The following is a 25,736-nucleotide window of genomic DNA, read 5'->3' on the forward strand; positions in this document are numbered from 1 at the left end:
CCTCTTCCTATATGAACAGATCTTCCGCGTTGCTCCTCGCTTTTGTCTTCCTCAGCGGCTGCCAGGCCTTGGCCCCCGTTTCGCAGGACGGTGCCTCACCGGTCGAAGACACCACGCCGGCCCCTGAAAAGCCCAAGGTTTACAGCTCGTTCAGCCAGGAAACGGTGTTCAGCCTGCTGAGCGCCGAGCTCGCCGGCCAGCGCAATCGTTTCGACATTGCCCTGGACAACTACGTGACCCAGGCCATCAACACCCAGGATCCGGGCGTCTCCGAGCGTGCGTTCCGCATCGCCGAGTACCTGGGCGCCGACCAGCCGGCTCTCGATACCGCGCTGATCTGGGCGAAAAACGCCCCGGACGACCTCGAAGCGCAACGCGCCGCCGCCGTGCAACTGGCCCGCGCCGGGCGTTATGACGACTCGATGGTCTATATGGAGAAAGTCCTGCAGGGCAAGGGCGACACCCATTTCGACTTCCTCGCACTGTCGGCCGCCGATACCGATCAGGAAACCCGCAACGGCCTGATGAAAAGTTTCGACCGCCTGTTGCAGCGTCACCCGAACAACAATCAGCTGATTTTCGGCAAGGCCCTGCTGATGCAGCAGGATGGCGACACCAAAGGCGCGCTGACCCTGCTCGAAGACAATCCGCCGGAAGACGGCGAGATCGCCCCGATTCTGCTGCGTGCACGCCTGCTGCAAGGGCTGAGTCGTGGCGACGAAGCCTTGCCGTTGCTGCAAAAGAGCATCAAGAAGTATCCGGACGACAAACGCCTGCGCCTGACCTACGCGCGGATGCTGGTAGAGCAGAACCGGATGGACGACGCCAAGGTCGAGTTCTCCACCCTGGTTCAGCAATACCCGGAAGACGACGAGCTTCGTTACTCCCTGGCACTGGTCTGCCTGGAAGCCAAGGCCTGGGACGAGGCCAAGGGTTATCTGGAAGACCTCATCGCCCGGGAAAGCCATGTCGATTCGGCGCATCTGAACCTGGGGCGCATCGCCGAAGAGCGCAACGATCCGCAAGGCGCGCTCATCGAGTACGCCCAGGTCGGCCCGGGCAACGATTATCTGCCGGCGCAACTGCGTCAGGCCGATATTCTGATGAACAACGGCAAGACCGCCGAAGCCCAGAGCAAACTGGCCGCCGAGCGCGATGAGCAGCCGGATTACGCGATCCAGCTGTACCTGATCGAAGCCGAAACCCTGTCCGCCAACAATCAGGGCGACAAGGCCTGGAAAGTCCTGCAACAAGCGTTGCAGCAGTACCCGGACGATCTGAATCTGCTTTACACCCGCGCGATGCAGGCGGAAAAACGCAATGACCTGGCGCAGATGGAAAAAGACCTGCGCCTGATCATCAAGCGCGATCCGGACAACGCCATGGCCCTCAACGCCCTCGGCTACACCCTCTCCGACCGCACGACCCGCTACGCCGAAGCCAAGGCGCTGATCGAGCAGGCGCACCAGATCAACCCGGAAGACCCGGCGGTTCTCGACAGCCTCGGCTGGGTGAACTTTCGCATGGGCAATCTGGAAGACGCCGAGAAATACTTGCGCCAGGCCCTCGATCGCTTCCCCGATCACGAAGTCGCCGCGCATCTGGGCGAAGTACTGTGGGCCAAAGGCAAGCAGCGTGAAGCCAAGCAAATCTGGGGCAAGTTCCTCAAGGACCAACCCGACAGCACCATCCTGCGCAGCACCATCAAGCGCCTGACCGGATCCGAGACTCTTTAACTCATGTTTTTGCGCCACGTCATCGTTTTCAGCTTCATCGCCCTGCTCGCCGGTTGCGCGGGCTTCGGCGCCCGTGAATCCGTCGAGGGCCATGGCAGCCCTGCCCAATGGGCCGCGAACAAACAGCAACTGACCGGCCTCGACGGCTGGCAGATCGACGGCAAGATCGGCATCCGCGCGCCGAAAGACTCGGGCAGCGGCACGCTGTTCTGGCTGCAACGTCAGGGCTACTACGACATCCGCTTGTCCGGCCCGCTGGGTCGCGGCGCGGCGCGGCTGACCGGCCGCCCGGGCGCGGTGTCACTGGAAGTGGCGAATCAGGGTCGCTATGAAGCACCAACTCCGGAAGCACTGATCGAAGAGCAACTGGGCTGGAAACTGCCGGTCTCGCATCTGGCCTGGTGGGTTCGCGGTCTTCCGGCCCCGGACAGCAAAAGCCGCTTGACCCTGGACGGCAACAGTCGCCTGGCCAATCTGGATCAGGATGGATGGCAGGTCGAATACCTCGGTTATGCCGAACAGAACGGTTACTGGCTGCCCGAGCGGATCAAGCTGCACGGCACCGATCTGGACGTGACGCTGGTCATCAAGACCTGGCAACCGCGCAAACTGGGGCAATAACGCATGACCGCTGCACGCCTGACGCTGCCCTCGCCGGCCAAACTCAACCTGATGCTGCACATTCTCGGTCGCCGTGAAGACGGTTATCACGAGTTGCAGACGCTTTTTCAGTTCCTCGACTACGGCGACGAAATCACCTTCGCCGTGCGTGACGACGGCATTATTCGCCTGCACACCGAATTCGACGGCGTGCCCCACGACAGCAACCTGATCGTGCGCGCAGCGAAAAAACTGCAGGAGCAATCCGGCTGCTCGCTCGGCATTGATATCTGGATCGACAAGATCCTGCCGATGGGCGGCGGCATCGGTGGCGGCAGTTCGAACGCGGCCACCACGCTGCTTGGTCTCAATCATTTGTGGCAACTGGGTTGGGATCAAGATCGCCTGGCGGCACTGGGCCTGACGCTGGGCGCCGACGTGCCGGTGTTCGTGCGTGGCCATGCGGCTTTCGCCGAAGGTGTCGGCGAAAAACTGACCCCGGTCGAGCCCGCCGAACCGTGGTATGTCGTACTCGTTCCGCAAGTCTCTGTTAGTACGGCAGAAATTTTTTCAGATCCTTTGTTGACACGTAACACGCCGCCCATTAAAGTGCGCCCCGTTCCCGAGCGAAACAGTCGAAATGACTGCTTGCCGGTGGTCTCGAAGCGTTACCCGGAAGTACGTAACGCATTGAATTTGTTAGGTAATTTTACCGAAGCAAAACTCACCGGAACTGGAAGTTGTGTGTTTGGGGGCTTCCCAAGCAAAGCTGAAGCTGATAAAGTCTCGGCCCTTCTGACAGAGACCCTTACAGGGTTTGTAGCAAAAGGAAGCAACGTTTCGATGTTGCATCGCAAGCTACAAAGTCTGCTCTAAAGGAATCAAGTGCCCGGCACTTGCAAGCAACAGATACAGGGGCGTCGCCAAGCGGTAAGGCAGCAGGTTTTGATCCTGCCATGCGTTGGTTCGAATCCAGCCGCCCCTGCCATTTTCCTATACTCATCCAGGTATACCCTCAGCCTTCAGGTACTGCGCGTGTCCAAGATGATGGTCTTTACGGGGAACGCTAACCCCGATCTGGCTCGGCGTGTTGTACGTCAGCTGCATATCCCTCTCGGTGACATCTCTGTCGGTAAATTTTCCGACGGCGAAATTACAGCCGAGATCAATGAAAACGTTCGTGGTAAAGACGTCTTCATTATTCAGCCGACTTGCGCTCCGACCAACGATAACCTGATGGAACTGGTAGTGATGGCTGATGCCTTCCGCCGCTCCTCGGCTACTCGTATCACTGCTGTTATTCCTTATTTTGGTTATGCCCGTCAGGATCGCCGTCCGCGTTCCGCACGTGTGGCTATCAGCGCGAAAGTCGTTGCTGACATGCTCACCGTAGTCGGCATCGACCGTGTTCTCACGGTTGATCTGCATGCTGACCAGATTCAGGGCTTCTTCGATATTCCGGTAGATAATATCTACGGCTCCCCGGTTCTGGTGGATGACATCGAAGATCAGCGCTTCGAGAACCTGATGATCGTGTCCCCGGACATTGGTGGCGTCGTGCGTGCACGTGCCGTTGCCAAATCCCTGGGCGTGGATCTCGGGATCATCGACAAACGCCGTGAGAAAGCCAATCACTCTGAAGTGATGCATATCATCGGTGATGTCGAAGGGCGTACCTGCATCCTGGTCGATGACATGGTCGATACCGCCGGCACCCTGTGCCACGCGGCCAAGGCCCTGAAAGAGCATGGCGCAGCCAAGGTCTTTGCCTACTGCACACACCCTGTGCTGTCGGGTCGGGCCATCGAGAATATCGAAAATTCCGTGCTGGACGAGCTGGTGGTCACCAACACCATCCCGCTGTCCGCTGCAGCACAAGCCTGTGCACGTATCCGTCAACTGGATATCGCACCGGTTGTTGCCGAAGCGGTTCGCCGCATCAGCAATGAAGAATCGATCAGCGCGATGTTCCGTTAAGGGCCCTGCCCTTCGCGAAATGTCTCGTTGACGAAAAGCGCCCCGCCCCGGCATCTCTGCCGGGGCGGGGCTTTTTTGCCCATACCGTGTTCGGCGCTGGTCGCAAACGCCACTCGGTCATGGCTATTTTGGAGATACAAAATGAACGATTTTACTTTGAATGCTGAACTGCGTTCCGACCTGGGGAAAGGTGCGAGCCGCCGCCTGCGTCGTCTCGCTGCCCTGGTTCCAGCTGTTGTTTACGGTGGCGAAAAAGCCCCTGAATCCATCAGCATGCTGGCCAAAGAAGTTGCCAAACTGCTCGAAAACGAAGCGGCCTACAGCCACGTTATCGAACTGAACGTTGGTGGCACCAAGCAAAACGTAATCATCAAGGCTCTGCAACGTCACCCGGCCAAAGGCCACGTGATGCACGCTGACTTCGTACGCGTTGTAGCTGGCCAGAAACTGACCGCTATCGTTCCTGTGCACTTCATCAACGAAGCGGCTCCAGTGAAGAAAGGCGGCGAAATCTCGCACGTTGTTGCCGAGATCGAAGTTTCCTGCCTGCCGAAAGATCTGCCTGAGTTCATCGAAGTCGACCTGGCTAACGCTGAAATCGGCACCATCGTTCACCTGTCGGACCTCAAGGCTCCTAAAGGCGTTGAGTTCGTTGCTCTGGCACACGGCGATGACAAGGCTGTTGCCAACGTCCACGCTCCACGTGTTGCTCCAGAAGCTACCGAAGAAGGCGCAGCAGAGTAATTCACTCTGTCATGCCTGAGTGAGCAGGTAACATCGCGGACTGGAACGTAGCGAGAAAGCGGGCGGGAACGCGGAGTTTACATCCATGGTAAATGAGCATTTTTCGTCCACTTTCGCCGCCTTCCCTGATCGCGGCGATGTTATCCACCACTCAAAGGAAGGGCCCCTATCGTGACTGCCATCAAACTGATCGTTGGCCTGGGAAATCCAGGCGCTGAATACGAACAGACCCGGCATAACGCAGGGGCCCTTTTTGTTGAGCGCATCGCCCACGCACAGAACGTGAATCTCGTGGCCGATCGCAAGTATTTCGGCCTGACCGGGCGTTTTTCGCATCAGGGTCAGGATGTTCGTCTGCTGATTCCCACCACCTACATGAACCGCAGCGGCCAGGCCGTGGCGGCACTCGCCGGTTTCTTCCGCATCAAGCCTGAAGAGATCCTGGTGGCACATGACGAACTCGATCTGCCTCCGGGCGTCGCCAAACTCAAAGTCGGCGGCGGCCATGGCGGTCACAACGGGTTGCGCGACATCATTGCGCAATTGGGCAATCAGAATACGTTTCACCGCCTGCGGCTTGGCATCGGCCACCCGGGCGTCGCCAGTATGGTTTCAAATTTCGTCCTGGGTCGTGCGCCACGCGCCGAACAGGAAAAACTCGATGCCAGCATCGACTTTGCCCTCGGCGTGCTGCCGGATATCCTCGCCGGTGAATGGAACCGCGCGATGAAAAACCTGCACAGCCAGAAGGCCTGACTCTAATCCGAGGGGAAACACCATGGGATTCAATTGCGGCATCGTCGGCCTGCCTAACGTCGGCAAGTCCACCCTGTTCAACGCCCTGACCAAATCCGGGATCGCGGCCGAGAACTTCCCCTTCTGCACCATCGAGCCGAACAGCGGCATCGTGCCGATGCCGGATCCGCGTCTGGATGCCCTGGCGGCCATCGTCAATCCGAAGCGCATCCTGCCGACCACCATGGAATTCGTCGACATCGCAGGCCTGGTGGCCGGCGCCTCGAAAGGTGAAGGCCTGGGCAACAAGTTCCTGGCCAACATCCGCGAAACCGACGCGATCGCTCACGTCGTGCGCTGCTTCGAAGACGATAACGTGATCCACGTTTCCAACAGCGTCGACCCGAAGCGCGACATCGAAATCATCGACCTGGAACTGATCTTCGCCGACCTCGACAGCTGCGAGAAGCAACTGCAGAAGGTTTCGCGCAACGCCAAGGGCGGTGACAAGGACGCAGTGGCCCAGAAGGCCCTGCTGGAGCAGTTGATCCCGCACTTCACCGAAGGCAAGCCTGCACGCAGCCTGATGAAGAACATGAGCGCCGACGAAAAGGCGATCATCAAGGGCTTCCACCTGCTGACCACCAAGCCGGTCATGTACATCGCCAACGTCGCTGAAGACGGTTTCGAGAACAACCCGCACCTGGACGTGGTCAAGGCCATCGCCGAAGAAGAAGGCGCCATGGTCGTTCCGGTCTGCAACAAGATCGAAGCGGAAATCGCCGAGCTGGATGACGGCGAAGAGAAAGACATGTTCCTCGAGGCCCTGGGCCTGGAAGAGCCTGGCCTGAACCGCGTAATCCGCGCCGGCTACGAGATGCTGCACCTGCAGACCTACTTCACCGCCGGTGTCGAAGAAGTCCGCGCCTGGACCGTCCGCGTCGGTGCCACCGCACCGCAAGCCGCCGGCGTAATCCACACCGACTTCGAAAAAGGCTTCATCCGCGCCGAAGTAATCGCCTACAACGACTTCATCCAGTACAAGGGCGAAGCCGGGACCAAAGAAGCCGGTAAATGGCGTCTGGAAGGCAAGGACTACATCGTCAAGGACGGCGACGTGATGCACTTCCGCTTCAACGTGTAAAAGCCGCACCCAAGAAAAAGCCGCGTTCGATACGCGGCTTTTTTATGCCTGAAATTCAGTCCGTCAGGCCTTTCTGGTTTTCGGCAGGAAGATCGCCAGCACCCCGAACAGCGGCAGGAACGAGCACAGGAAGTACACGTATTCGATGCCGTGAATGTCCGCGAGATGCCCGAGCAACGCCGCACCAATCCCGCCAAATCCGAACATCAGACCGAAGAACACCCCGGCAATCATCCCCACGTTGCCCGGCACCAGTTCCTGCGCATACACCACGATCGCCGAGAACGCCGAAGCGAGGATGAAACCGATCACCACGCTCAGGACGCTGGTCCAGAACAGATCGACATGTGGCATCAGCAGCGTGAACGGCGCCACGCCGAGGATCGAGAACCAGATCACCGCCTTGCGCCCGATCTTGTCACCAATCGGCCCGCCGAAGAACGTGCCCGCCGCGACCGCGCCGAGGAACAGGAACAGGTGCAGTTGGGAACTTGCCACCGACAGGTCGAACTTCTCGATCAGGTAGAAGGTGAAGTAACTGGTCAGGCTGGCCATGTAGAAATACTTGGAGAACACCAGCAGCCCGAGCACCACCAACGCGCTGGTCACCCTGCCCTTCGACAGTCCATGAGTGGCGGCCTGGCCAGCCTTGAGCTTGAACAGGTTCAGGTGATGGGCGTACCAGCGGCTGATGCGATAAAGCACGAACAACGCAAACACTGCGAACAGCCCGAACCACGCCACGTTGCCCTGACCGAAAGGAATGATGATCGCCGCCGCGAGTAACGGGCCGAAGGCCGAACCGGCATTACCACCGACCTGGAACGTCGACTGGGCCAGACCGAAACGCCCACCAGAAGCCAGGCGGGCGATACGAGAAGCCTCGGGGTGAAAGGTTGATGAACCAATGCCGATCAGCGCCGCCGCCAGCAGAATCAACGGAAAACTGCCGACCATCGACATCATCACGATGCCGATCAGCGTGCACACGGAACCTGCCGGCAGCAGCCACGGCTTCGGGTGCCGGTCGGTGTGATAACCGACCCACGGCTGCAACAGCGAAGCGGTCAATTGAAAGGTCAGGGTAATCAGGCCGACCTGAGTAAAGCTCAAGCCATAGTTGGCCTTGAGCATCGGATAGATCGACGGCAGCACCGACTGGATCAGGTCGTTGATCAAATGCGCCAGCGCCACCGCGCCGATGATGCGCATCACCAGTGGACTGCTCTGGGGAGGAGCGGACGCCGAGGCAGCGGCGGTCTGAACGTTGCTGATAGCCATGGGAGTTTCCGGACTGCAGATGGGTGCACGCGGGCAGGTGCGTCAATGTGCCATTTTTCGGTGCGCCAGCGCCATCCCCTTAGCCAGCTAACGAACTATTCAATCGTCGCGTCGCAAGTGATAGCGCAACGCCATGGTCTGAATCTTGCCTTGCTTATCCGCTTGAACGCGGCGCCCTTACAAAGGGCATCGAGAATGGGAAGTTTCGCTACAGAGCCGGCCTACAGAGCGGGTAAGGGTGAACTTTCGAGGCCTTTAAGCAGGGCACCAATCCCGGTCGCAACGACCGCGATGCACGCCGATGGTGCGTGGTGTCCAGAGGAGTCATGGGGCATGCAGTTTTTTTTATCACCGGGGATCGGATTGCTGGGGCGGTTTGGCTTCGCGCGTAAATTCCAGTTGTTGTTTCTACTGTTTATCCTTCCATTGGCCGGCAGCCTGTTGATGATCGGCCAGGACTATCGCGAAAAACTCAACCTGATCGCTGGCGAACGTGCCGGCGTGCGGCAGTTGCTCGCCCTCGATGCACTCGACAACCTGCTCGCCGCCCAACGCGACCGCGCCGCCCGCTGGCGCGCCACGGAAACCAACCGCCAGCCGACGCCCGCGACCCTCGCCGCGATGGCCGCATTCGATGCTGTGCAGCCTGCCGTTGCTCAGGCCACGCTGGATCTGGGCAATGCCTTGCGAGCCGAAGGCGCGGAAGGCGAAACACTGACCCGCTATCAGGCCCTGCAAGCCGCGCTCAATGGTCTGGACTCGAAAAGCCTTTCCGGTGTTGGCTGGTGGCCAGACGGTTATGATCGCTTCACCAACGCACTCAGCGCCCTGCAAGCGCTGCGCGAACAAATCGCGATGGATAATCGCCTGATTCTTGCGCCGTGGCTGGAAACCTATCTGCTGACGCAGATTTCCACCCAGCACGCACCGGACCTGATCGAACGCGTCGGCCGACTGGCAGCTGTCGGCCAGGCGTCCGTGGTTTCCGGCCAGTTCACTCTGCAAAGCCGTTTGCAACTGCGTGACTTGCGCAGCCGCATCGGTGATGCCCGCGAGCAGTTGGTGAAAACCGCAGGCCTGCTCGAAGCGCGTCAGCCGCCAGCCCTGCAAAACTGGGCCGGGCAGTATCACGACAGCCTCAAACAACTGGATGCGGGTTTGAAAGTGCTGGATGACGGCGTATTCGGCGGCAGCATCAATCTCAAGCCTGAAGCGTTCGAGCGCAGCCTCGATGCCCTGCTCGGCAACCTCGCCACGCTGCGCCAGCAATCGCTGGTATCGCTGGATCAGCGGCTGGATGACTACCATGGATCGGCGATTCGTCAGTTCATCGTTGTGGCGACGGTCTTCGGTTTGCTGTTGCTGGCGGCGCTGTACTTGTTCGTTTGCCTGCAAGCCTCGATCCGTCGTAGCGCCAGCGGCATCACACTGCTGGCTGAGGCTTTGCGCGACGGTAATCTGAGCCTGCAAGTGCCAGTCGTGGGTCGCGATGAACTGGCCTCGATCAGCACCGCACTCAACGTGGCGGTGGTGCAATTGCGCACCAGCCTGCTGGGTGTCGATCACGAGACTTCGCAACTGAGCAACGCCGTGCGCAGCCTCAACGAACACTCCAGCGGCGCCCTCAGCGAAGTCGAGGCGCAGCAATTGCAGATCAGCCAGATCGCCGCAGCGGCCACACAACTGGCAGCGACTTCTCAAGGCGTGGCGCAGAGTTGCGAACAGGCGTCGGGCAGTGCCCAGCACACCCGGCGCATCGCTGCCGACAGCAGCCGTGACAGCCAGCGCACTACAGCAAGTATTCAACAGCTCAATCAGCGTCTGAACGAAACCGCAGCAGCGCTCGGCCGGGTCAGCGAGCAAGGGCAGCAGATTCAATTGGTGGTCGATACCATTCGTGGCGTCGCCGAACAGACCAACCTGCTGGCGCTCAACGCCGCCATCGAGGCCGCTCGCGCCGGTGAACAAGGGCGGGGTTTTGCCGTAGTGGCCGACGAGGTACGCAGCCTGTCGCAGCGTACGCAGTCGTCTACCGCGCAGATCGCCGGTACGGTCGACAGTCTGCGCAATACGGTCAACGAAGCCGTGAGCCTGATGGAAGCAGCGTGCGGCCAGGCGCAATCGGATGCCGAGGCGGTCACCGGACTTGGCGAACGCCTGGGGGAAATCGCCAGCGCCGTGCAGAGCGTCACCGACACCCTCGCCCAGATCGCCACGGCGGTCGAAGAACAGGCGAGCACCGCCGATGAGGTCAGCGGCAATATCCAGCAGGTGGATCAGGCGGCGGTCCGCCTGCTTGAAGGTGCGCGGGCGGTGAACCTTGCGGCGGACACCTTGAGTCAGGGTAGCCATGCCTTGAGTGCCAACACCGGAAGATTTCAGCTGCGTTGAAAGCCCCTCCCGCCCCGATTTTCGGTGCGGGAGGATAAGCGGTTGAAAATAAGAAGAAATATTTTGAATTTACGCTTGACGCTTTTCCATTTCAGGGGAATAATGCGCGCCACTTGGCTACATAGCTCAGTTGGTTAGAGCATAGCATTCATAATGCTGGGGTCCGGGGTTCAAGTCCCTGTGTAGCCACCAAGTACTAAAAACGGCTTACCGAAAGGTAAGCCGTTTTTTTATGCCTCGAGAAAAGTGCCTCCCCGCTGGATCGGTCTGATTCTGTAGGAACCCGGTGCGAAAGGCGTACGAAGAGGATTTTTCGTTCGTCCAGGCACCTGCATCTGCGCCAGTCGATTTGATCGCCATCCCGATAGACCGACACGCTCCCCTGTCTCGATTCCAGGACAGACAGGGAGTGGTCATGGACCTGAACAAATTCCTTTTCGACGATGAGTGGCGTCGAAAACGCCCGAGCGAAAACGCGACATGGACCGGATGGATTCCGCCCCCGCCGCCAGAACCCGTTTATATCCGGACAGACGAATGGCCATCGCCAAAGCCTCGCGACGATCTGGTTTTTGCCAAGTCCTGCACGCCGGGCAACTGGTGCCGGACGGATGCGGGCACTACACCTGAGCCCGCCTCTCACTTCGGCAAAGTCATGGTGGCAGGCGCTCTGCGCATTCCCGCTGCCAGTCACGCCGTAGCGAAGGCCATCGGCGCCGATCTGGCGTTGGGGCGCATGGCCGGTGGTGGAATCCTGCAGCAGCGCCTTAATTGGGCAATCCGCGGTGCGGGAGGCCCGGCCAGCGTGTTTATCCTCGGGATGCTCCCGACCCGAATGGGCGACGGCACGCTTCACACTGATGAACAGCTACGCAGCATGAGCCGCGCCACCACTCGCGTGCGCTTTCAGTTTCGGCGAGATGCCGAAGGGGTCATGCAGGTCTACGGCATCCACACCGGAGCCTCGGGCGACGACTCCGTGCGTACCGTAAAAGTCGAGTGGAACAACGACAAGACCGCCATGGAGGCGAAGCTCAACGGCATCACGATTTTGTGGACGCCGCAACGCGGGCCGCTGGGATCGATGCCACCGCTGGTGTATCCGGAGCACGGCGAACCACTGAGTACGATCCTCGTCCACCCGATCGCCGCGAACACCGACAGCCAGATTGAAATCCTGCCCGGCGAAGACATCACCGCCGAGGATTGTATTCTTGTGTTTCCGGCGGAGACCGGGCTGAAGTCGTTGTATGTGGTGTTTTCGAAACCGGCGAGATTAACGCCTGGGACGGTGACGGGGGTTGGGGAGGATGTTTCCGGGATATGGCTGGCGGGAGCACGAACGGGGATTGGTGTGCCAATTCCCACGCGAATAGCAAACAGGCTCAGAGGGCGGGAGTTTTCAAGTTTCGACAAATTCAGGGAGGCGTTTTGGGAGGAAGTGGCCAATGATCCTGATCTGGCGGAACAATTCATACAGGGGAACATCGAGCGAATGCGCGACGGTTTGTCGCCAAAGGCCCGCAGGCAAGACTGGGCGGGAGACAGAACATCTTATGAACTGCATCATGTCGAGCATATTGCCAATAACGGAGCGGTATACGACATAGACAACTTACGAGTGAACACTCCAAAAAATCACGTTGAAAACCACCGAAGTGGATAGCCATGAAAAAAACCATTTCTGACTACACAGAATCCGAGTTCATTGAGTTTCTGAAATCCGTGCTGGCGGCCAATACAAGTCCCGATGAAATACTTGATCCGTTACTTTTCGAGTTTGAACGTCTCAGTGAGCACCCGGCAGGATCTGACTTGATTTATTGGCCGGAGGACTTGAGCAAAAGAGTAACAGCCGAAGGCATCACAGAAACGGTGAAAGAGTGGCGTGCTGCCAACGGCCTACCTGGTTTCAAGCAGTGAACATCTGGAATCCATACTCCAAACAGCTAAAACGGCTTACAGAAAGGCAAGCCGTTTGTTTATGCCTCGCCCCCTAACGCCCTGAGCCCCTTCGCCCAAATCTGCCGCGTCCGCAAACCGACAATCGCCCGCCAGTCCGGATCCGCCGGATAGAACTGCTCCAGCAGATTCAGTTTGATCTCGCGCCCCATCGCATCCAGCGGATCGCCATGCAGATGCAGCCAGTGATCGTCGCGCAGGTAACGATGCACGTCCGGCCCCGGATAAGTCCCGCACTCGATCACGAACGGCATCAGTTGCACATTCGGCAGCGCATTGAGCAATGCCTGCGAGGTGTAGCCGGTAGCGGTCGCGGCAACGCCGGTTTCACTCAAGGTTTCGGCGCCGGTGTGCAGCGTGTAGAGCCACGGGCCGTAAATCGATTGCGCCTTTGCCAGCGCCGGATAAGGCGCCCGGGTAATCGTCAACAGCATCGGATGCCCGTACTCACCGGCGCCGGTGTGCAGGTCGAAACACATCACGATTTCAGCGCCGGCCAGATGATTCTCGATGATTGAATGCAGCGTGCGATTCGACCAACTCGGCGCGAGTCCGCCAAAGAACAACCCGTCGGAATGACTGTGCTGGCCGCCCTCGACAATCGACATCACTGCCGGCCAGCCGTGCTCGGCAATTTGCGCATCGAGCAAGGCATCAGCCTTTTGCCGCTCGGGGCCGTTCAAATCGGTGCAGGCGTAGATTTCATGCAGCGCTGCGTAAGCGCGGTTGTCCGGAAGCGGTCGGTTGAAATCCAGGTGATTGCGGTTGAGGTCTACGTTGTCTTCATTGACCCGCCGCAGCCACGCCGTGCCCCACGGGTTGATCAGGTGAACCATCACCACCGCGACATCCTTCGGCAGCGACTCCGGCGTGAAATGCTTCAGCCAGTCGATCTGGCATTCCGAACCGTAATAACCTTCAACCCCGTGGGTGCCGCTGAGCGCCACCAGACGCCGTTTGGCCGCTGGATCCCCCAGCACCGCGACATCGGTACTCAAAGACTCGCCAAACGGCCCATTGAGCGGATGCGCGTACGAAGAGAGCGTGGCACCCGCCACCTTCGCGGCAGCAAGAAAGCGCTCGCGCTGTTCGCGATAGCTGGGCTGTGTCGGAAATGCGTTATGCATGGCGGCCTCTTGTTGATTGTTCTGGCTTCACTATTGGCTCTGACCCTACAGAAAATTCGCCAAGGCATGAAGGACAAACACACCGATGGTTTGCGTCCTGCACGGTCGGCCGATACAGTCCGTCAGACTTTTATCCCACGGACGGAGAGCCCCGCGTGCTTCCAGCCCTTTCCCTGAACCGCTTTCGTCTGCCCGCCCTGACGCTGATCGTCAGCGCCATTGCCCTTACGGCCTGCAACGCACCGCCCTCCTCGACCCTGCCGCTGGCGCCGGAAGCCGCCTCCGGCTACCGCACCGGCCTGCAAGCCAGCCACGCCGAGAAACACATGGCCGCCGCTGCCAATCCACTGGCTGCCGAAGCCGGTCGCGAGATGTTGCGTCAGGGTGGTTCCGCCATCGATGCCGCCATCGCAATGCAAGCCGTGTTGACCCTGGTCGAGCCGCAATCCTCGGGGATCGGTGGTGGCGCGATGATCGTGCTGTGGGATGGCAAACAGGTGCGCACCTATGACGGTCGTGAAACGGCACCGGCCGGCGCGACCGAGAAGCTGTTTTTACAAGCCGACGGCAAACCGATGCCCTTCCCGCAAGCGCAGATCGGCGGACGCTCTGTTGGCACACCGGGCGTGATGCGAGCGCTGGAACTGGCGCACAAACAACAGGGCCGCTTGCCGTGGGCAACGTTGTTCGAGCCCGCGATCAAACTGGCGGAGCAGGGTTTTGCGATCTCCCCACGCCTTCATTCGCTGCTGGAATCCGACCCGGTGATTCGCCGCTCGCCGGACATGGCCAAGTACTTTCTGAACAGCGATGGCAGCGTCAAAGCCGTCGGCACGCGACTGCAAAACCCGGCGCTGGCCGCCGTTCTCAAACGCATCGCCAACGAAGGTGCGGACGCACTGTACAAAGGCCCGATCGCCGAAGAGATCGTGGCCAGGGTTCAGGGCCACGCCAACCCCGGCAGCCTGTCGCTGACCGACCTTCAGCACTATCAGGCCAAGGAGCGCGCGCCCCTGTGCACCGACTACAAACGCTGGCAGGTTTGCGGGATGCCGCCGCCATCATCGGGCGGGATTGCGGTGGCGCAGATTCTCGGCACCTTGCAGGCGCTGGAAACCCGCGATCCGCGACTGTCCCTGACGCCGCTCAAGCCTGTGAAGACCGATAAGCCCGCCGGCATCGAACCTGCACCGCAAGCCGTGCACCTGATCGCCGAAGCCGAACGTCTGGCCTACGCCGACCGCGCGCAATACGTAGCCGATACCGACTTCGTGCCGGTACCGGTCAAAGGCCTGGTCGATCCGGGCTATCTGGCCAGCCGCGCCAGCCTGATTGGCGAACGCAGCATGGGCAGCGCCAGACCCGGCACACCGCCGGGCGTACAGGTTGCCTATGCGCCGGATCGCTCGCCGCTGCGCATTTCCACCTCACAAGTGGTGGCCGTGGATGACTTCGGTGGCGCCGTGTCGATGACCACCACCATCGAAGCGGCATTCGGCTCGCACTTGATGGTTCAGGGCTTCTTGCTCAACAATCAGATGACCGATTTCTCGTTCATCCCCGAAGAGAACGGCCAGAAAGTCGCCAACCGCGTGGAACCCGGCAAACGCCCGCGCTCGTCGATGGCGCCGACCCTGATCTTCGACCGCAACAGTGGCGAATTCGTCGCCACCGTCGGCTCTCCCGGCGGCTCGCAGATCATCGAATACGTGGCCAAAACCACCGTCGGCCTGCTCGACTGGAACCTCGACCCACAAAGCGCCATCAGCCTGCCCAACTTCGGCAGCCGCAACGGCCCGACAGAACTGGAACAGGGCCAGTTCAGCCCGACGCTGATCCAGGCGCTCAAGGACAAGGGCCACACCGTCAACGAAATCGACATGACCAGCGGCACCCAGGCCATCGTGCGAGACAAGGATGCTCAGGGGAAGGCAACGCTGGCAGGTGGGGCGGATCCTCGGCGCGAAGGAGTAGCGTTGGGGGATTGAATCAACGCTGCCAACTGAAAAAGGCTTACCGAGAGGCAAGCCTTTTTTGTATTGCAACATCCGGCCATGACTTGTCATCCAGCGGCGCTCAAACCTCGAGCGTCTTGCCATCCACCGGATCGCCAATCGTCAGGAAATGCCCCCCGGCCACGTGGTGCAGAGTGCGCAAGCCGTCATGCCCCTCGAAGTGCCAGCGTCCATCGCTGAACACCCGCGAATCAGCCTGCGCCGCAATCACCTCGGCCAGGAACAGATCGTACTGTTCATGATTGCGCGGCTCCGGCAACAACCGGCATTCGAGCCAGGCCACGCAACCGTCCAGCATCGGAGCATCAACCTGTTCAGCCGCAAAGGTCTGCAAGCCATAAGCCTGGAACTTGTCCTGCCCCTGGTCCCGATTGATTTCCAGGCCTGAAGTCGAGCCGACGGTCTGCACGATGTCAGCCTGACTCACACAAGGAACGTTGAGAACGAAAGTGCCCGCAGCTTCGAGCAATTGCCGGGTCCAGGTGGACTTATCGAGGACCACCGCGACTTTCGGCGGTTCGAAATCCAGCGGCATGGCCCACGCAGCCGCCATGATGTTGCGCTGCCCGGCATGGGCGGCGCTGACCAGCACGGTCGGCCCGTGATTGAGCAGGCGGTAGGCTTTGTTCAGGGGAACCGGGCGGCGGAAAGACTCGCGCATGGGATCTGCTCCGGGGAAAAGAGCCGATTGTAGCGGGATAAAAACCGCGAAGGGATGGTCATGGACAATCCCTTCGCCTGACAGCATCAGTTGGATAACTGATTGGCAAACTGGCCGACCGCGTTCACCACTTTCTGCGCGCCGTCCTGGATCTCGACGATCACCGTACCGGCCTCCGCCGCCAGCGCCAGCCCTTGCTCGGCCTGCTGCTTGCCGTCGGTCATGAGGGCCACGGCGTTGCGCGCCATATCCTGGTTCTGGCGCACCACACCGACGATTTCCTCGGTCGCCTGACTGGTGCGCGAAGCCAGTTGCCGCACTTCGTCGGCCACCACGGCAAAGCCTCGGCCCTGCTCACCCGCGCGAGCGGCTTCAATGGCAGCGTTGAGCGCCAGCAGGTTGGTCTGTTCGGCAATGCCGCTGATGGTCTTGACGATGGTGCCGATCACCTGGGATTGCTCGTTCAGCGCCTCAATGCCTTCGCCGGCGGTCTGCATGTGCCTGGACAGATCGCGCATCACGTTGACCGCTTCAGTCACCACACGGGTGCCGCGCTGGGCGGTGCTGTCGGTTTGCAGGGACGTGCTGTAGGCGATATTGGCGGCGTCGGCGACGGCCTGTTCCTGATTGACCTGATCGGTGATCACCGTGGCGAACTTCACCACTTTGTAGAGCTTTTCGTTGGCGTCGAGTACCGGGTTATAGGAGGCCTCCAGCCAGACGACACGACCATGGCTGTCGACCCGCTTGAAACGGCCGGCAACGAATTCGCCATTGTTCAAACGACGCCAGAAGTTCTGGTATTCGGCGCTGTTGTACTCCTCCGGCTCGCAGAACTGGCGATGATGTTTGCCCTTGATCTGCGCCAGGCTGTAACCCATGCCCTGGAGGAAACGTTCGTTGGCACTGAGCACGTTACCGCTGAGGTCGAACTCGATCACGGCCGTCGAACGCACCAGCGCGCCGATCAGGTTTTCGTGTTCGCGGGAAGCCTCGATGGTGCGGGTCAGGTCGCTGGAGAAAATCGAGAAGTGCTTGATCCGGCCATCCGATGAACGAATCGGCTGGACGATGGAGCGCAACCACGCCTCTTCGCCGTTACCGCGTGAAAGACGCACAGCACCGGCGAAATGCTCGCCACGGCTCAGTGCAGCCTTGAAGCGGTGATGAAACTCGTCGGACTTCACATGGGCCGGCACGATGTCTTCGATGGCCCGGCCGATCAGGTCGTGGCTCTTGTAGAGCATTTCGTTGAGGAAGTTCTGGTTGACCGACTGAATCCGCCCGTCGGGCTCAAGGGTGAGCACCAGCATCTCGCTTTCCAGGCTCTCCTTCACTTGCAGAAGGCTGGAGAGTTCTTCACGAAGAGCCGCCAGCTCTTGCTTCAGGCGTTTGTTGAACATGGGAAAGCACCGATGGACTGGATGGAGAGCGGACACACAGCCTAACCATCGGCCTTGGAAATCTTTTCTGAAGAGCGCGCGAGGCTTGTCCTACAAAAATAGTTAAGCCTCGACAACTCAGGCGGTGCCGGCCACGGCACACTGCTCCGCGCGCGGCATCCGCGAACCGAAATACGCCGCACTGGCGACGCCCACCGCGCCCATCACCGCGCAGAACATCACGCAGATCCACGGGCTCCATGGCATCAGACCGATCAGCAGCAACGGCGTGACACTGGCCCAGGCGGCGTAGGCAATGTTGTAGGTGAAGGAGATCCCGGAGACGCGAATCCGCGCCGGGAACAGGCTGACCATCACCGACGGCACCGCACCGACCACGCCACAGCACAACCCGGCGATGGCGTAGGCCAGACCGACCCAATCCCCGCCGCTGATCAGGCAGGTGTAAAGCAAGCCGATCCCCAGTGGCAGCAACAGGCTGTAGAGCATGACCGTACGCCAGGCGCCGATGCGATCGACCAGCCGACCGGCAATCACGCAACCGATGTTCAGAAAGACAATGCCCAGTGCGCTCAACGCGAAGGTGTGACCGGCAGTCATGCCAAAGGTTTTTTGCATCATGGTCGGGGTGATGACCACGAACACCACCACCGCCGAGGTCAGTACGCAGGTCAGCAGCATCGCCGGCAACATCGCCAGGCGATGATCGCGCAGCACGCTGCGCAGCGGCAGTTCGACCCGCGCCTCGCGCTGCGCTTCCATGGCCATGAACACCGGGGTTTCGCTCAGCCAGCGGCGCAGCCAGACGCCGATCACACCGAACACACCGCCGAGCAGGAACGGGTAACGCCAGGCGTAATCGAGCACTTCGGACGGAGTGAACACTTGTGCGAGAAAGGTCGCGGTCAATGCGCCGATCAAATAGCCGAAGGTCAGACCGGCCTGCAAAAAGCCCAGGGCATACCCGCGATGACCAACCGGTGCGTGCTCGGCAACGAACACCCAGGCACTCGGCACTTCGCCACCCACCGCCGCGCCTTGCAGGATGCGCAGCGCCAGCAGTAACAGCGGTGCGAAATAGCCGATCTGCGCGTAGGTCGGCATGATCCCGATCAGCAGGCACGGCAGCGCCATCATCAGGATGCTCAGGCTGAAGACTTTCTTGCGTCCCAGTCGGTCGGCGAAATGCGCCATCAGGATCCCGCCCAACGGGCGCGCCAGATAGCCGGTGACAAAGATCCCGAAGCTTTGCAGCAGGCGCAGCCACTCAGGCATTTCCGGCGGGAAGAACAACTGGCTGAGGGTCAGGGCGAAGAACACGAAAATGATGAAATCGTAGATCTCCAGCGCCCCGCCCAGGGCCGCAAGGCCGAGGGTCTTGTAGTCGGAACGGCTGAACGGCACCGGTCGGGCTGTGGATTGGGCAGTCATGGCAAAGAACTCTGGCAGGCAAAAAACCAAGGCGCTCATGGTCTACGCAAACGGGCCGTCGGACAACCCGTTAGACCATAGTCCTGATTTCTGCAAAACACGGTCACAAAAATCCGCCGTTGATTTACTGTTGGCACCTGTCCAGACGGGCCGGCCAAGCCCCGAAGACCACAATAAACATAAAAATCCGAGGTATTCCCGTGGCCGTTGATATCGAAGATAGCCGCTCTGCGCGCTTTGCCTTGCGCTGTTCAAGTTTTGCCGAACGCTGGTTTCCCGATTCCTGGGTATTCGCCGCACTGGCGGTGATCATCGTCGCCCTGGCGACCCTGGCCATGGGCGCCAAACCCACTGACGCCGCCATGGCGTTCGGGGACGGGTTCTGGAGCCTGATCCCGTTCACCATGCAGATGGCTTTCGTAGTGATCGGCGGTTATGTCGTGGCCAGTTCGCCGCCCGCCGTGAAACTGATCGACCGTCTGGCGCGGATCCCGAAGAACGGTCGCTCGGCCGTGGCCTGGGTCGCGTTGATCTCGATGGTCGCATCCTTGCTCAACTGGGGCCTGTCGCTGGTGTTCGGCGGTTTGCTGGTCCGCGCCCTCGCCCGCCGCACCGATCTGAAAATGGATTACCGCGCCGCCGGTGCCGCCGCCTATCTGGGCCTTGGTGCGGTTTGGGCACTGGGACTGTCGTCGTCCGCCGCGCAGTTGCAGGCCAACCCGGCCAGCCTGCCGCCGTCGATTCTGTCGATCACCGGGGTGATTCCGTTCACCCAGACGATTTTCCTCTGGCAGTCGGGGGTGATGCTGCTGGCGCTGATCGTGATTTCGATCATCATCGCCTACGCCACCGCGCCCGGCCCGAACTCGGCGCGTGACGCCAAGGCCTGCGGCATCGACCCGGCCTTCAACCTGCCGCCGCTGCAACCGCGCACCCGTCCCGGCGAATGGCTGGAACACAGCCCGCTGCTGATCATTCTGCTGGTCTTGCTGGCGGCCGGTTGGCTGTTCCACGAGTTTTCGACCAAACCGGCGATCACCGCGATTTCCGGGCTCAACACCTACAACTTCCTGTTCATCATGCTCGGCGCGTTGCTGCACTGGCGCCCTCGCAGTTTCCTCGATGCGGTGGCGCGGGCCGTGCCGACCACCACCGGGGTGCTGATCCAGTTCCCGCTGTATGGCTCGATTGCAGCGCTGATGACCACGGTCAAGGGCACTGACGCCCAGACCCTGGCCCATCACATCTCGACGTTCTTCGTCAGCATCGCCTCCCACGACACCTATGCGCTGCTGATGGGCGTGTACTCGGCGATTCTCGGTTTCTTCATTCCGTCCGGCGGCGGCAAGTGGATCATCGAGGCGCCGTACGTGATGCAGGTGGCTAACGATCTGAACTATCACCTCGGTTGGGCAGTGCAGATCTACAACGCCGCCGAAGCCCTGCCGAACCTGATCAACCCCTTCTACATGCTGCCGCTGCTGGGCGTTCTGGGGCTGAAGGCGCGGGATCTGATCGGTTTCTCGTTCGTGCAATTGCTGGTGCACACGCCACTGGTGCTGGTGTTGCTGTGGGCGCTGGGCACGACCCTTTCCTATCTCCCGCCCGTGATGCCATAAACGATGGCGACAGGGTGCCGGCCCCGGCGCCCTGTCTTTCTCTTCAACAAAATCACCCGAACGAATCGTTCTGCGGCTGCCTGTCGCAAATAATGGCTCAGAGCCATCATCTTTCTTTACCGCGCCACTGCCTCGGTAATATTCTTGCGCGCCAATATCTGTTTCATTTTTTGTCTGAGCGCAAAGGGAGTTCGTTGCAATGATCGTCGGGATTGACCTGGGAACGACCAACAGCCTTGTTGCCGTATGGCGCGGCGATGCCACTGAGTTGGTGCCCAATGCCTTGGGGCAGTTCCTGACACCCAGCGTGGTGGGGCTGGACGATCAGGGCCGGATTCTGGTCGGGCAAGCCGCCCGTGAACGCCTGCACACCCACCCGCGCCTGACCGCGTCGCTGTTCAAACGCCATATGGGCAGCGCGACGGAGGTCTACCTCGGGGATAAAAAATTCCGTCCCGAAGAGCTGTCGGCGCTGGTGCTCAAGAGCCTGAAAGAAGACGTCGAGCGCACCTACGGCCAGACCGTCACGGAAGCCGTGATCAGCGTTCCGGCCTATTTCAGCGACGCCCAGCGCAAGGCCACACGCATCGCCGGTGAGCTGGCGGGCCTGAAAGTCGAAAAGCTGATCAACGAACCCACCGCCGCCGCACTGGCTTACGGCCTGCACCAAAGGGACAAGGAAACCTCATTCCTGGTGTTCGACCTGGGCGGCGGTACATTCGACGTGTCGATTCTCGAGCTCTTCGAAGGCGTCATGGAGGTGCGCGCCAGCGCCGGTGACAACTTCCTGGGCGGCGAGGATTTCGACAACGTGCTGCTTGAACACTTTATCGATCAGCATCGCAACGTGTCGGACTTCCCCGAGCGCACGACCATCCTCCAGCCGCTGCGCCGCGAGGCCGAGCGTGTGCGCCGCGCACTGGGGCAGGACGCCAGCGCCGAATTCAGAGTGCAGGTCGGCGAAAAGCAGTGGACGCAGACCATCACTCAGGCGCAAATGGCGACGCTGTACATGCCATTGCTCGAACGCCTGCGCGCACCGATCGAACGGGCCCTGCGCGACGCACGCATCCGCGTCAGCGACCTCGACGAGATCCTGCTGGTCGGCGGTACCACCCGCATGCCGCTGGTGCGCAAACTTGCCGCCGGGCTGTTCGGTCGCTTCCCGTCGATCAGTCTCGATCCGGATCAGGTGGTGGCCCAGGGCGCCGCGATTCAGGCAGCGCTCAAGGCCCGATCGGCCGCGCTGGAAGAAGTGGTGCTCACCGATGTCTGCTCCTACACCCTGGGGATCGAGACCTCCACCCAGGTCGGTCGCCAATATGAAAGCGGGCATTACCTGCCGATCATCGAGCGCAACAGCATCGTCCCGGTCAGCCGGGTGAAAACCGTGCAGACCCTTCACGACAATCAGGAACAGGTCGTCGTGAAAATCTTTCAGGGCGAAAGCCGCCTGGTCAAAGACAACGTGGCGCTCGGCCAACTGGACATCAAGGTGCCCAAGCGCAAGGCCGGCGAAGTCGAGCTGGATGTGCGCTTCACCTACGACAACAACGGCTTGCTCGAAGCCCAGGTCAGCATTCCCCTGACCGGTCAGCAACACTCGCTGGTCATCGAGAACAACCCCGGTGTGCTGACGCCCGAGGAGATCCAGCAGCGTCTGCAAAGCCTCGCGCAACTGAAGATCCATCCACGCGAGCAACAGGTCAACACTCTGCTCAGTGCGCGGCTGGAACGTCTGTATCAGGAAAGCCTGGGCGACCTGCGTGATCAGATCGGCCATTGGGCCAAGCAATTCCAGCACGCCCTGGACTCTCAGGACGAGCGGCAGATCCGTGAGACCCGCACCGAACTGAGCAAGCAGTTGAGCGCCCTCGACCGCAGTCCCTGGCAGTAAGGAAACACGACATGGAATGCTGGTCTGTCCTGCAACTGCCCGAAGATGCCGGGCTGCGTGATATCAAGCGCAGCTATGCGCGGCTGCTGAAAGTCTTCCGGCCCGATGAAGATGCCGCAGGCTTCCAGCGCCTGCGCGAGGCCTATGAGCGCGCACTGTCGATTGCCCAGTGGCGCCTTGAAAACGAAGAGACCGAGGAGCACGGCGACGTCATGCTGGCCCCGGGGATCGCCGCGCTGGCGGCACAAGAGCAGTCCATGGCTCAGCCGCTGCAGAAGACCGGGACTGATGCGTGGGATTACCCCTCGCCGCCATTCGACCCGGTGACCCCGGCCGCACCCGAAGCACCGCTCGAGTTGCCGATCTTGCGGGTGCAGCCCCTGAACTCAGAGCCCGTGGAGCCGACCGCTGACCAAGCCATTGAAGCCGCATCCCCGTTGCTGAACGGCCTCTCGGACACCAATCTGGACGAGCGTTGGGAACAAGCGCGCCAACAGGATTGTGCGCAAGCGTTCCAGACATGGTTGCTGGCGTTGTGCTTCGATCAACCCGCCCTGCGCCTTTCGATTGCCCGCTGGGCGGTGCAGCACCTCGGTTGGCTGGGCCCATTTCAGGAGATCGTCATTGCCGACGGGCAGCGCAGCATTCTCGTCAGCGAGTTGCTGACGGACTACCGACAATCGCTGGAGACACTGCTCGCATCGCAAAACGAGCGCGAATTTCTCGCGCGGCTCAGGACTTACACGGCCCAACCCTGGCTCCAGGTGTTCGACCGTCGGGAACACTGGCAGCAAATCATTCTGCAACTGCTGCAGGACACGGAGTGGAGCGTGCCACTGTTCGACCGCGTGTCCCAGTTGTTCGGCTGGGACGACACCAAGGGCATTCATCCGCAACCGGACTGGCTCTGGCAGGCGCTGATCGAGCGCTGCAATCAGGAAAGCCTCTACGACAACCTGTGCGCCCGGGCCGAAGATCAACGCAACGGGACGCCCGACGCGCTGGCCGCGCGCCTGCTGATCAGCCCGATGAAGCCGCGGCAACAGAAGGACATGACCGACCGGTTCATTCCGGCGGACTGGCAGGCCTGTCAGCAGCTGTCGGAAACCCTCAAGTGGCGCTTCCCCGACCTGCTCGCCCGTCTTCCGTACGCCGATGTTTTCTACTGGCGACGGTTTCTGCCGCGTTACGTTGCCGGCGAGACCTCCTTGCGGACATGGGCGGCAATTGCGTTGGCGCTGTGGTTGTTCTATCTCCCCACCGAGCACAAAACCACGGAAATGAGCATCATCATTCCGTTGGCCTTCGCCTGCGTCCCGACGTGGTTTTTCCGTAATGCCTTGAGTTGGTGGGTGCCTCTCAGCGGTGAGGTGATCGTTCAGGATCTCTGGCTGACCGAGACCCTGATTCCGCGCCGTTGGAACCCCGACACTCGCTGGCTGGTCATCCGTCACGGCGTACCGCAAGCCATCATGATTGCGCTGTTCTCGGTACTGCTTGGCGGACTGGGGGCGTTCACTTACATCGGCACGATCCTGATCGGACTGTGCCACAGGCGGCGTATCGGTACTCTCGACCCCGAACTGAGCGACCGGCGCCCTTGGCTGACCGCACTGCACTGGGCGCATTTCAGTCCGTTGCAACTGCTGTTTCTGGTGGTCATGACCGGCGTGATTCTTGCCAGTCAACTCGGTTATTCGCTGAAACACCTGTTCCCCGGCTAGGCTAGAAGCGGGCCGGATTGCCCCTCCACCAAGGTTTTACCCACGCTGAAAAGGATCTGAGCATGTTGAAACTTGCAGGCCTCACCCTCGCGGCGCTCACGTTGAGCGCTGCGGCCCACGCCGATGTCGACCTGAAACTGGGCAGCACCGAGCGCGTCACCCGCCTCTTCGCCTACCCCAACAATTGCAGCGTGATCTGCTTTCGCAACTGGACGCTGGAGCAGACCGTCGCCCATTACCTGAGCCAGAGCGTGCAGCGCGACGGCTACACCAACGCCAAAGTGCTGGTGAAAAACGACAACGATCAGCTCTATGCCGAAATCAGCGGCGTACCGAAGGGCTACGACAAACCGCTGACCGCACTGCTGGACGCCGGCGACCTGGCCTACAACGGCGCCAGCAAACTCAACGCCGACGGCAAATGGGCATACAGCTGGTATCTGTTCCTGCCACTGGGCATGGCCCTGGAAAACCGCAAAAGTGTCGAGCTGCTGCACTTCCCGCCGGATTACTCGCTGACCCAGGCCCAGGATTACCTGCGTTCAAACACCACTGACCGCTGGGCCGCGCTGCTGACCGACAATGGCATCCCCGCCGACCAGACGCCGGGCTACCAGACCATCATCGACATCGCCCCGATCGCCGCGCCGGCCAGCGCCGGCAAGGATCTGGAAGGCGTGTATGACTACTTCAAGGACTACCAGACCACCATGGTCAAGCAGGTCAGCCAGAACGCCAGCGGCGCCGTGCTGCCGATGGTTGCCTTTGGTGCACCGGTGCGTAACTGGATCAAGCAGCAATACGGTGCGACCGTGAATGTACTGGGCCTGGCAACCATCAGCCCGAGCGCGGGGGTGAATGTACCGGTGCTGGGCTCCAACCACCCGAGCTACATCTGGTACGCAGCCGACCCGGCCAACTACACCGGCGACGATGCACAGGCCAAGGCCGATGCGGCCGGTCTGAAGGTGATGGGACAAGACTTGAGCGCCGCCTGCTGGCAGGCGGGGATGGGCAGCAAACCGGGAACCGATCCGAAGACACTGCTCAACAGCTGCACCCAGACCTGGCAAGTGACGCAGAAGGTCAAAACCTGCGAGCTGTTCTACACCTCGATCCGTAACGAGAGTGCCGCACAAGCGGAAAAAACCTGCTCGACCGCCCCCATCAAATCCCAGCTGCAACAGCTGAAAAGTCCATTGCCGGACATGGCCGCGCCCGCCGCCCACCTCTGAACGAACGTGCGACGTTCCCGTGTCAGCCTCGGCTGACTCGGGAAAGCGTCTATT

The 25,736-nt window shown here is 60.6% G+C and carries 20 protein-coding genes, 2 tRNA genes and 1 pseudogene; 17 read left to right on the forward strand and 6 right to left on the reverse strand.

Going from position 1 to position 25,736, the window contains the following annotated elements; genetic code table 11:
• Window positions 1–11: 11 nt before the first annotated feature.
• The 8 genes from L6D81_RS24240 to ychF all read left to right on the forward strand — a co-directional run bounded on the left by L6D81_RS24240 (window position 12) and on the right by ychF (window position 6,936).
• Entirely contained in the window at window positions 12–1,736 is a 1,725-nt protein-coding gene (locus L6D81_RS24240) for a tetratricopeptide repeat protein (RefSeq protein WP_236182240.1), read from the forward strand.
• 3 nt (window positions 1,737–1,739) lie between these two features.
• Window positions 1,740–2,357, forward strand: a complete 618-nt coding sequence (gene lolB, locus L6D81_RS24245; protein ID WP_236182241.1) for a lipoprotein insertase outer membrane protein LolB — start codon at window positions 1,740–1,742, stop codon at window positions 2,355–2,357.
• A gap of 3 nt (window positions 2,358–2,360) precedes the next feature.
• Complete coding sequence (gene ispE, locus L6D81_RS24250; protein WP_236182242.1) at window positions 2,361–3,212, forward strand: 4-(cytidine 5'-diphospho)-2-C-methyl-D-erythritol kinase; 852 nt, start codon at window positions 2,361–2,363, stop codon at window positions 3,210–3,212.
• 37 nt (window positions 3,213–3,249) lie between these two features.
• Window positions 3,250–3,324, forward strand: a tRNA-Gln gene (locus tag L6D81_RS24255).
• A 47-nt stretch (window positions 3,325–3,371) separates the two neighbouring features.
• Window positions 3,372–4,313: a ribose-phosphate pyrophosphokinase gene (locus tag L6D81_RS24260; RefSeq protein ID WP_003171603.1), complete on the forward strand. Its 942-nt coding sequence runs from the start codon at window positions 3,372–3,374 to the stop codon at window positions 4,311–4,313.
• A gap of 141 nt (window positions 4,314–4,454) precedes the next feature.
• A complete protein-coding gene (locus L6D81_RS24265; protein WP_236182243.1) occupies window positions 4,455–5,057 on the forward strand; it encodes a 50S ribosomal protein L25/general stress protein Ctc in 603 nt (200 codons plus the stop codon).
• 171 nt (window positions 5,058–5,228) lie between these two features.
• Window positions 5,229–5,813 carry an aminoacyl-tRNA hydrolase gene (pth, locus tag L6D81_RS24270; protein ID WP_007951726.1) on the forward strand — a complete coding sequence of 195 codons (585 nt, stop codon included), beginning with the start codon at window positions 5,229–5,231 and terminating at the stop codon, window positions 5,811–5,813.
• Window positions 5,814–5,835: 22 nt separating this feature from the next.
• Window positions 5,836–6,936 (forward strand): redox-regulated ATPase YchF, encoded by a 1,101-nt coding sequence (gene ychF / locus L6D81_RS24275; RefSeq protein ID WP_236182244.1) that lies wholly within the window; start codon window positions 5,836–5,838, stop codon window positions 6,934–6,936.
• Window positions 6,937–6,999: 63 nt separating this feature from the next.
• Here the strand turns inward: ychF and L6D81_RS24280 are convergent, their stop codons facing one another.
• Window positions 7,000–8,217: an MFS transporter gene (locus L6D81_RS24280; RefSeq protein ID WP_236182245.1), complete on the reverse strand. Its 1,218-nt coding sequence runs from the start codon at window positions 8,215–8,217 to the stop codon at window positions 7,000–7,002.
• Between the two features lie 333 nt (window positions 8,218–8,550).
• Between L6D81_RS24280 and L6D81_RS24285 the strand changes: the two genes are divergently transcribed.
• The 4 genes from L6D81_RS24285 (at window position 8,551) to L6D81_RS24300 (ending at window position 12,531) form a co-directional block, all read left to right on the forward strand.
• Window positions 8,551–10,608, forward strand: a complete 2,058-nt coding sequence (locus L6D81_RS24285) for a methyl-accepting chemotaxis protein (RefSeq protein ID WP_236182246.1) — start codon at window positions 8,551–8,553, stop codon at window positions 10,606–10,608.
• Between the two features lie 115 nt (window positions 10,609–10,723).
• Window positions 10,724–10,800: transfer RNA gene (locus L6D81_RS24290), tRNA-Met, on the forward strand.
• A 223-nt stretch (window positions 10,801–11,023) separates the two neighbouring features.
• Window positions 11,024–12,274 carry an S-type pyocin domain-containing protein gene (locus L6D81_RS24295; RefSeq protein WP_236182247.1) on the forward strand — a complete coding sequence of 417 codons (1,251 nt, stop codon included), beginning with the start codon at window positions 11,024–11,026 and terminating at the stop codon, window positions 12,272–12,274.
• Between the two features lie 2 nt (window positions 12,275–12,276).
• The gene (locus L6D81_RS24300) at window positions 12,277–12,531 is read left to right on the forward strand and encodes a bacteriocin immunity protein (RefSeq protein ID WP_236182248.1); all 255 of its coding nucleotides are present in this window, start codon (window positions 12,277–12,279) and stop codon (window positions 12,529–12,531) included.
• Window positions 12,532–12,590: 59 nt separating this feature from the next.
• On the opposite strand, the gene L6D81_RS24305 is transcribed toward L6D81_RS24300, so the two are convergent.
• The gene (locus tag L6D81_RS24305) at window positions 12,591–13,697 is read right to left on the reverse strand and encodes a DUF2817 domain-containing protein (protein ID WP_236182249.1); all 1,107 of its coding nucleotides are present in this window, start codon (window positions 13,695–13,697) and stop codon (window positions 12,591–12,593) included.
• A gap of 155 nt (window positions 13,698–13,852) precedes the next feature.
• Here L6D81_RS24305 and ggt point away from each other — a divergent pair, with 155 nt between their 5' ends.
• Entirely contained in the window at window positions 13,853–15,685 is a 1,833-nt protein-coding gene (gene ggt / locus L6D81_RS24310; RefSeq protein WP_236182250.1) for a gamma-glutamyltransferase, read from the forward strand.
• Between the two features lie 88 nt (window positions 15,686–15,773).
• On the opposite strand, the gene L6D81_RS24315 is transcribed toward ggt, so the two are convergent.
• The 4 genes and pseudogenes from L6D81_RS24315 to L6D81_RS24330 all read right to left on the reverse strand — a co-directional run bounded on the left by L6D81_RS24315 (window position 15,774) and on the right by L6D81_RS24330 (window position 19,207).
• A complete protein-coding gene (locus L6D81_RS24315; RefSeq protein ID WP_236182251.1) occupies window positions 15,774–16,373 on the reverse strand; it encodes a flavin reductase family protein in 600 nt (199 codons plus the stop codon).
• Between the two features lie 86 nt (window positions 16,374–16,459).
• The gene (locus L6D81_RS29755; RefSeq protein WP_236182263.1) at window positions 16,460–16,891 is read right to left on the reverse strand and encodes a methyl-accepting chemotaxis protein; all 432 of its coding nucleotides are present in this window, start codon (window positions 16,889–16,891) and stop codon (window positions 16,460–16,462) included.
• Window positions 16,892–16,999: 108 nt separating this feature from the next.
• Window positions 17,000–17,776 (reverse strand): annotated as a pseudogene (locus tag L6D81_RS29760) (PAS domain-containing protein); the annotation flags it as partial.
• 117 nt (window positions 17,777–17,893) lie between these two features.
• Window positions 17,894–19,207, reverse strand: coding sequence for an MFS transporter (locus L6D81_RS24330; RefSeq protein WP_236182252.1), 1,314 nt, complete (start codon window positions 19,205–19,207; stop codon window positions 17,894–17,896).
• A gap of 200 nt (window positions 19,208–19,407) precedes the next feature.
• Between L6D81_RS24330 and L6D81_RS24335 the strand changes: the two genes are divergently transcribed.
• The 4 genes from L6D81_RS24335 (at window position 19,408) to L6D81_RS24350 (ending at window position 25,682) form a co-directional block, all read left to right on the forward strand.
• Complete coding sequence (locus L6D81_RS24335; protein ID WP_039766372.1) at window positions 19,408–20,826, forward strand: short-chain fatty acid transporter; 1,419 nt, start codon at window positions 19,408–19,410, stop codon at window positions 20,824–20,826.
• A gap of 199 nt (window positions 20,827–21,025) precedes the next feature.
• Window positions 21,026–22,723 (forward strand): molecular chaperone HscC, encoded by a 1,698-nt coding sequence (locus tag L6D81_RS24340; RefSeq protein WP_236182253.1) that lies wholly within the window; start codon window positions 21,026–21,028, stop codon window positions 22,721–22,723.
• Between the two features lie 11 nt (window positions 22,724–22,734).
• On the forward strand, window positions 22,735–24,447 hold the full coding sequence (locus L6D81_RS24345) for a J domain-containing protein (RefSeq protein ID WP_236182254.1): 1,713 nt from the start codon (window positions 22,735–22,737) through the stop codon (window positions 24,445–24,447).
• A gap of 62 nt (window positions 24,448–24,509) precedes the next feature.
• Window positions 24,510–25,682 (forward strand): hypothetical protein, encoded by a 1,173-nt coding sequence (locus tag L6D81_RS24350; RefSeq protein WP_236182255.1) that lies wholly within the window; start codon window positions 24,510–24,512, stop codon window positions 25,680–25,682.
• The last annotated feature ends 54 nt before the right edge of the window (window positions 25,683–25,736 follow it).

The sequence above is a fragment of the Pseudomonas sputi genome, from assembly GCF_021603585.1.
Classification (GTDB): Bacteria; Pseudomonadota; Gammaproteobacteria; order Pseudomonadales; family Pseudomonadaceae; genus Aquipseudomonas; species Aquipseudomonas sputi.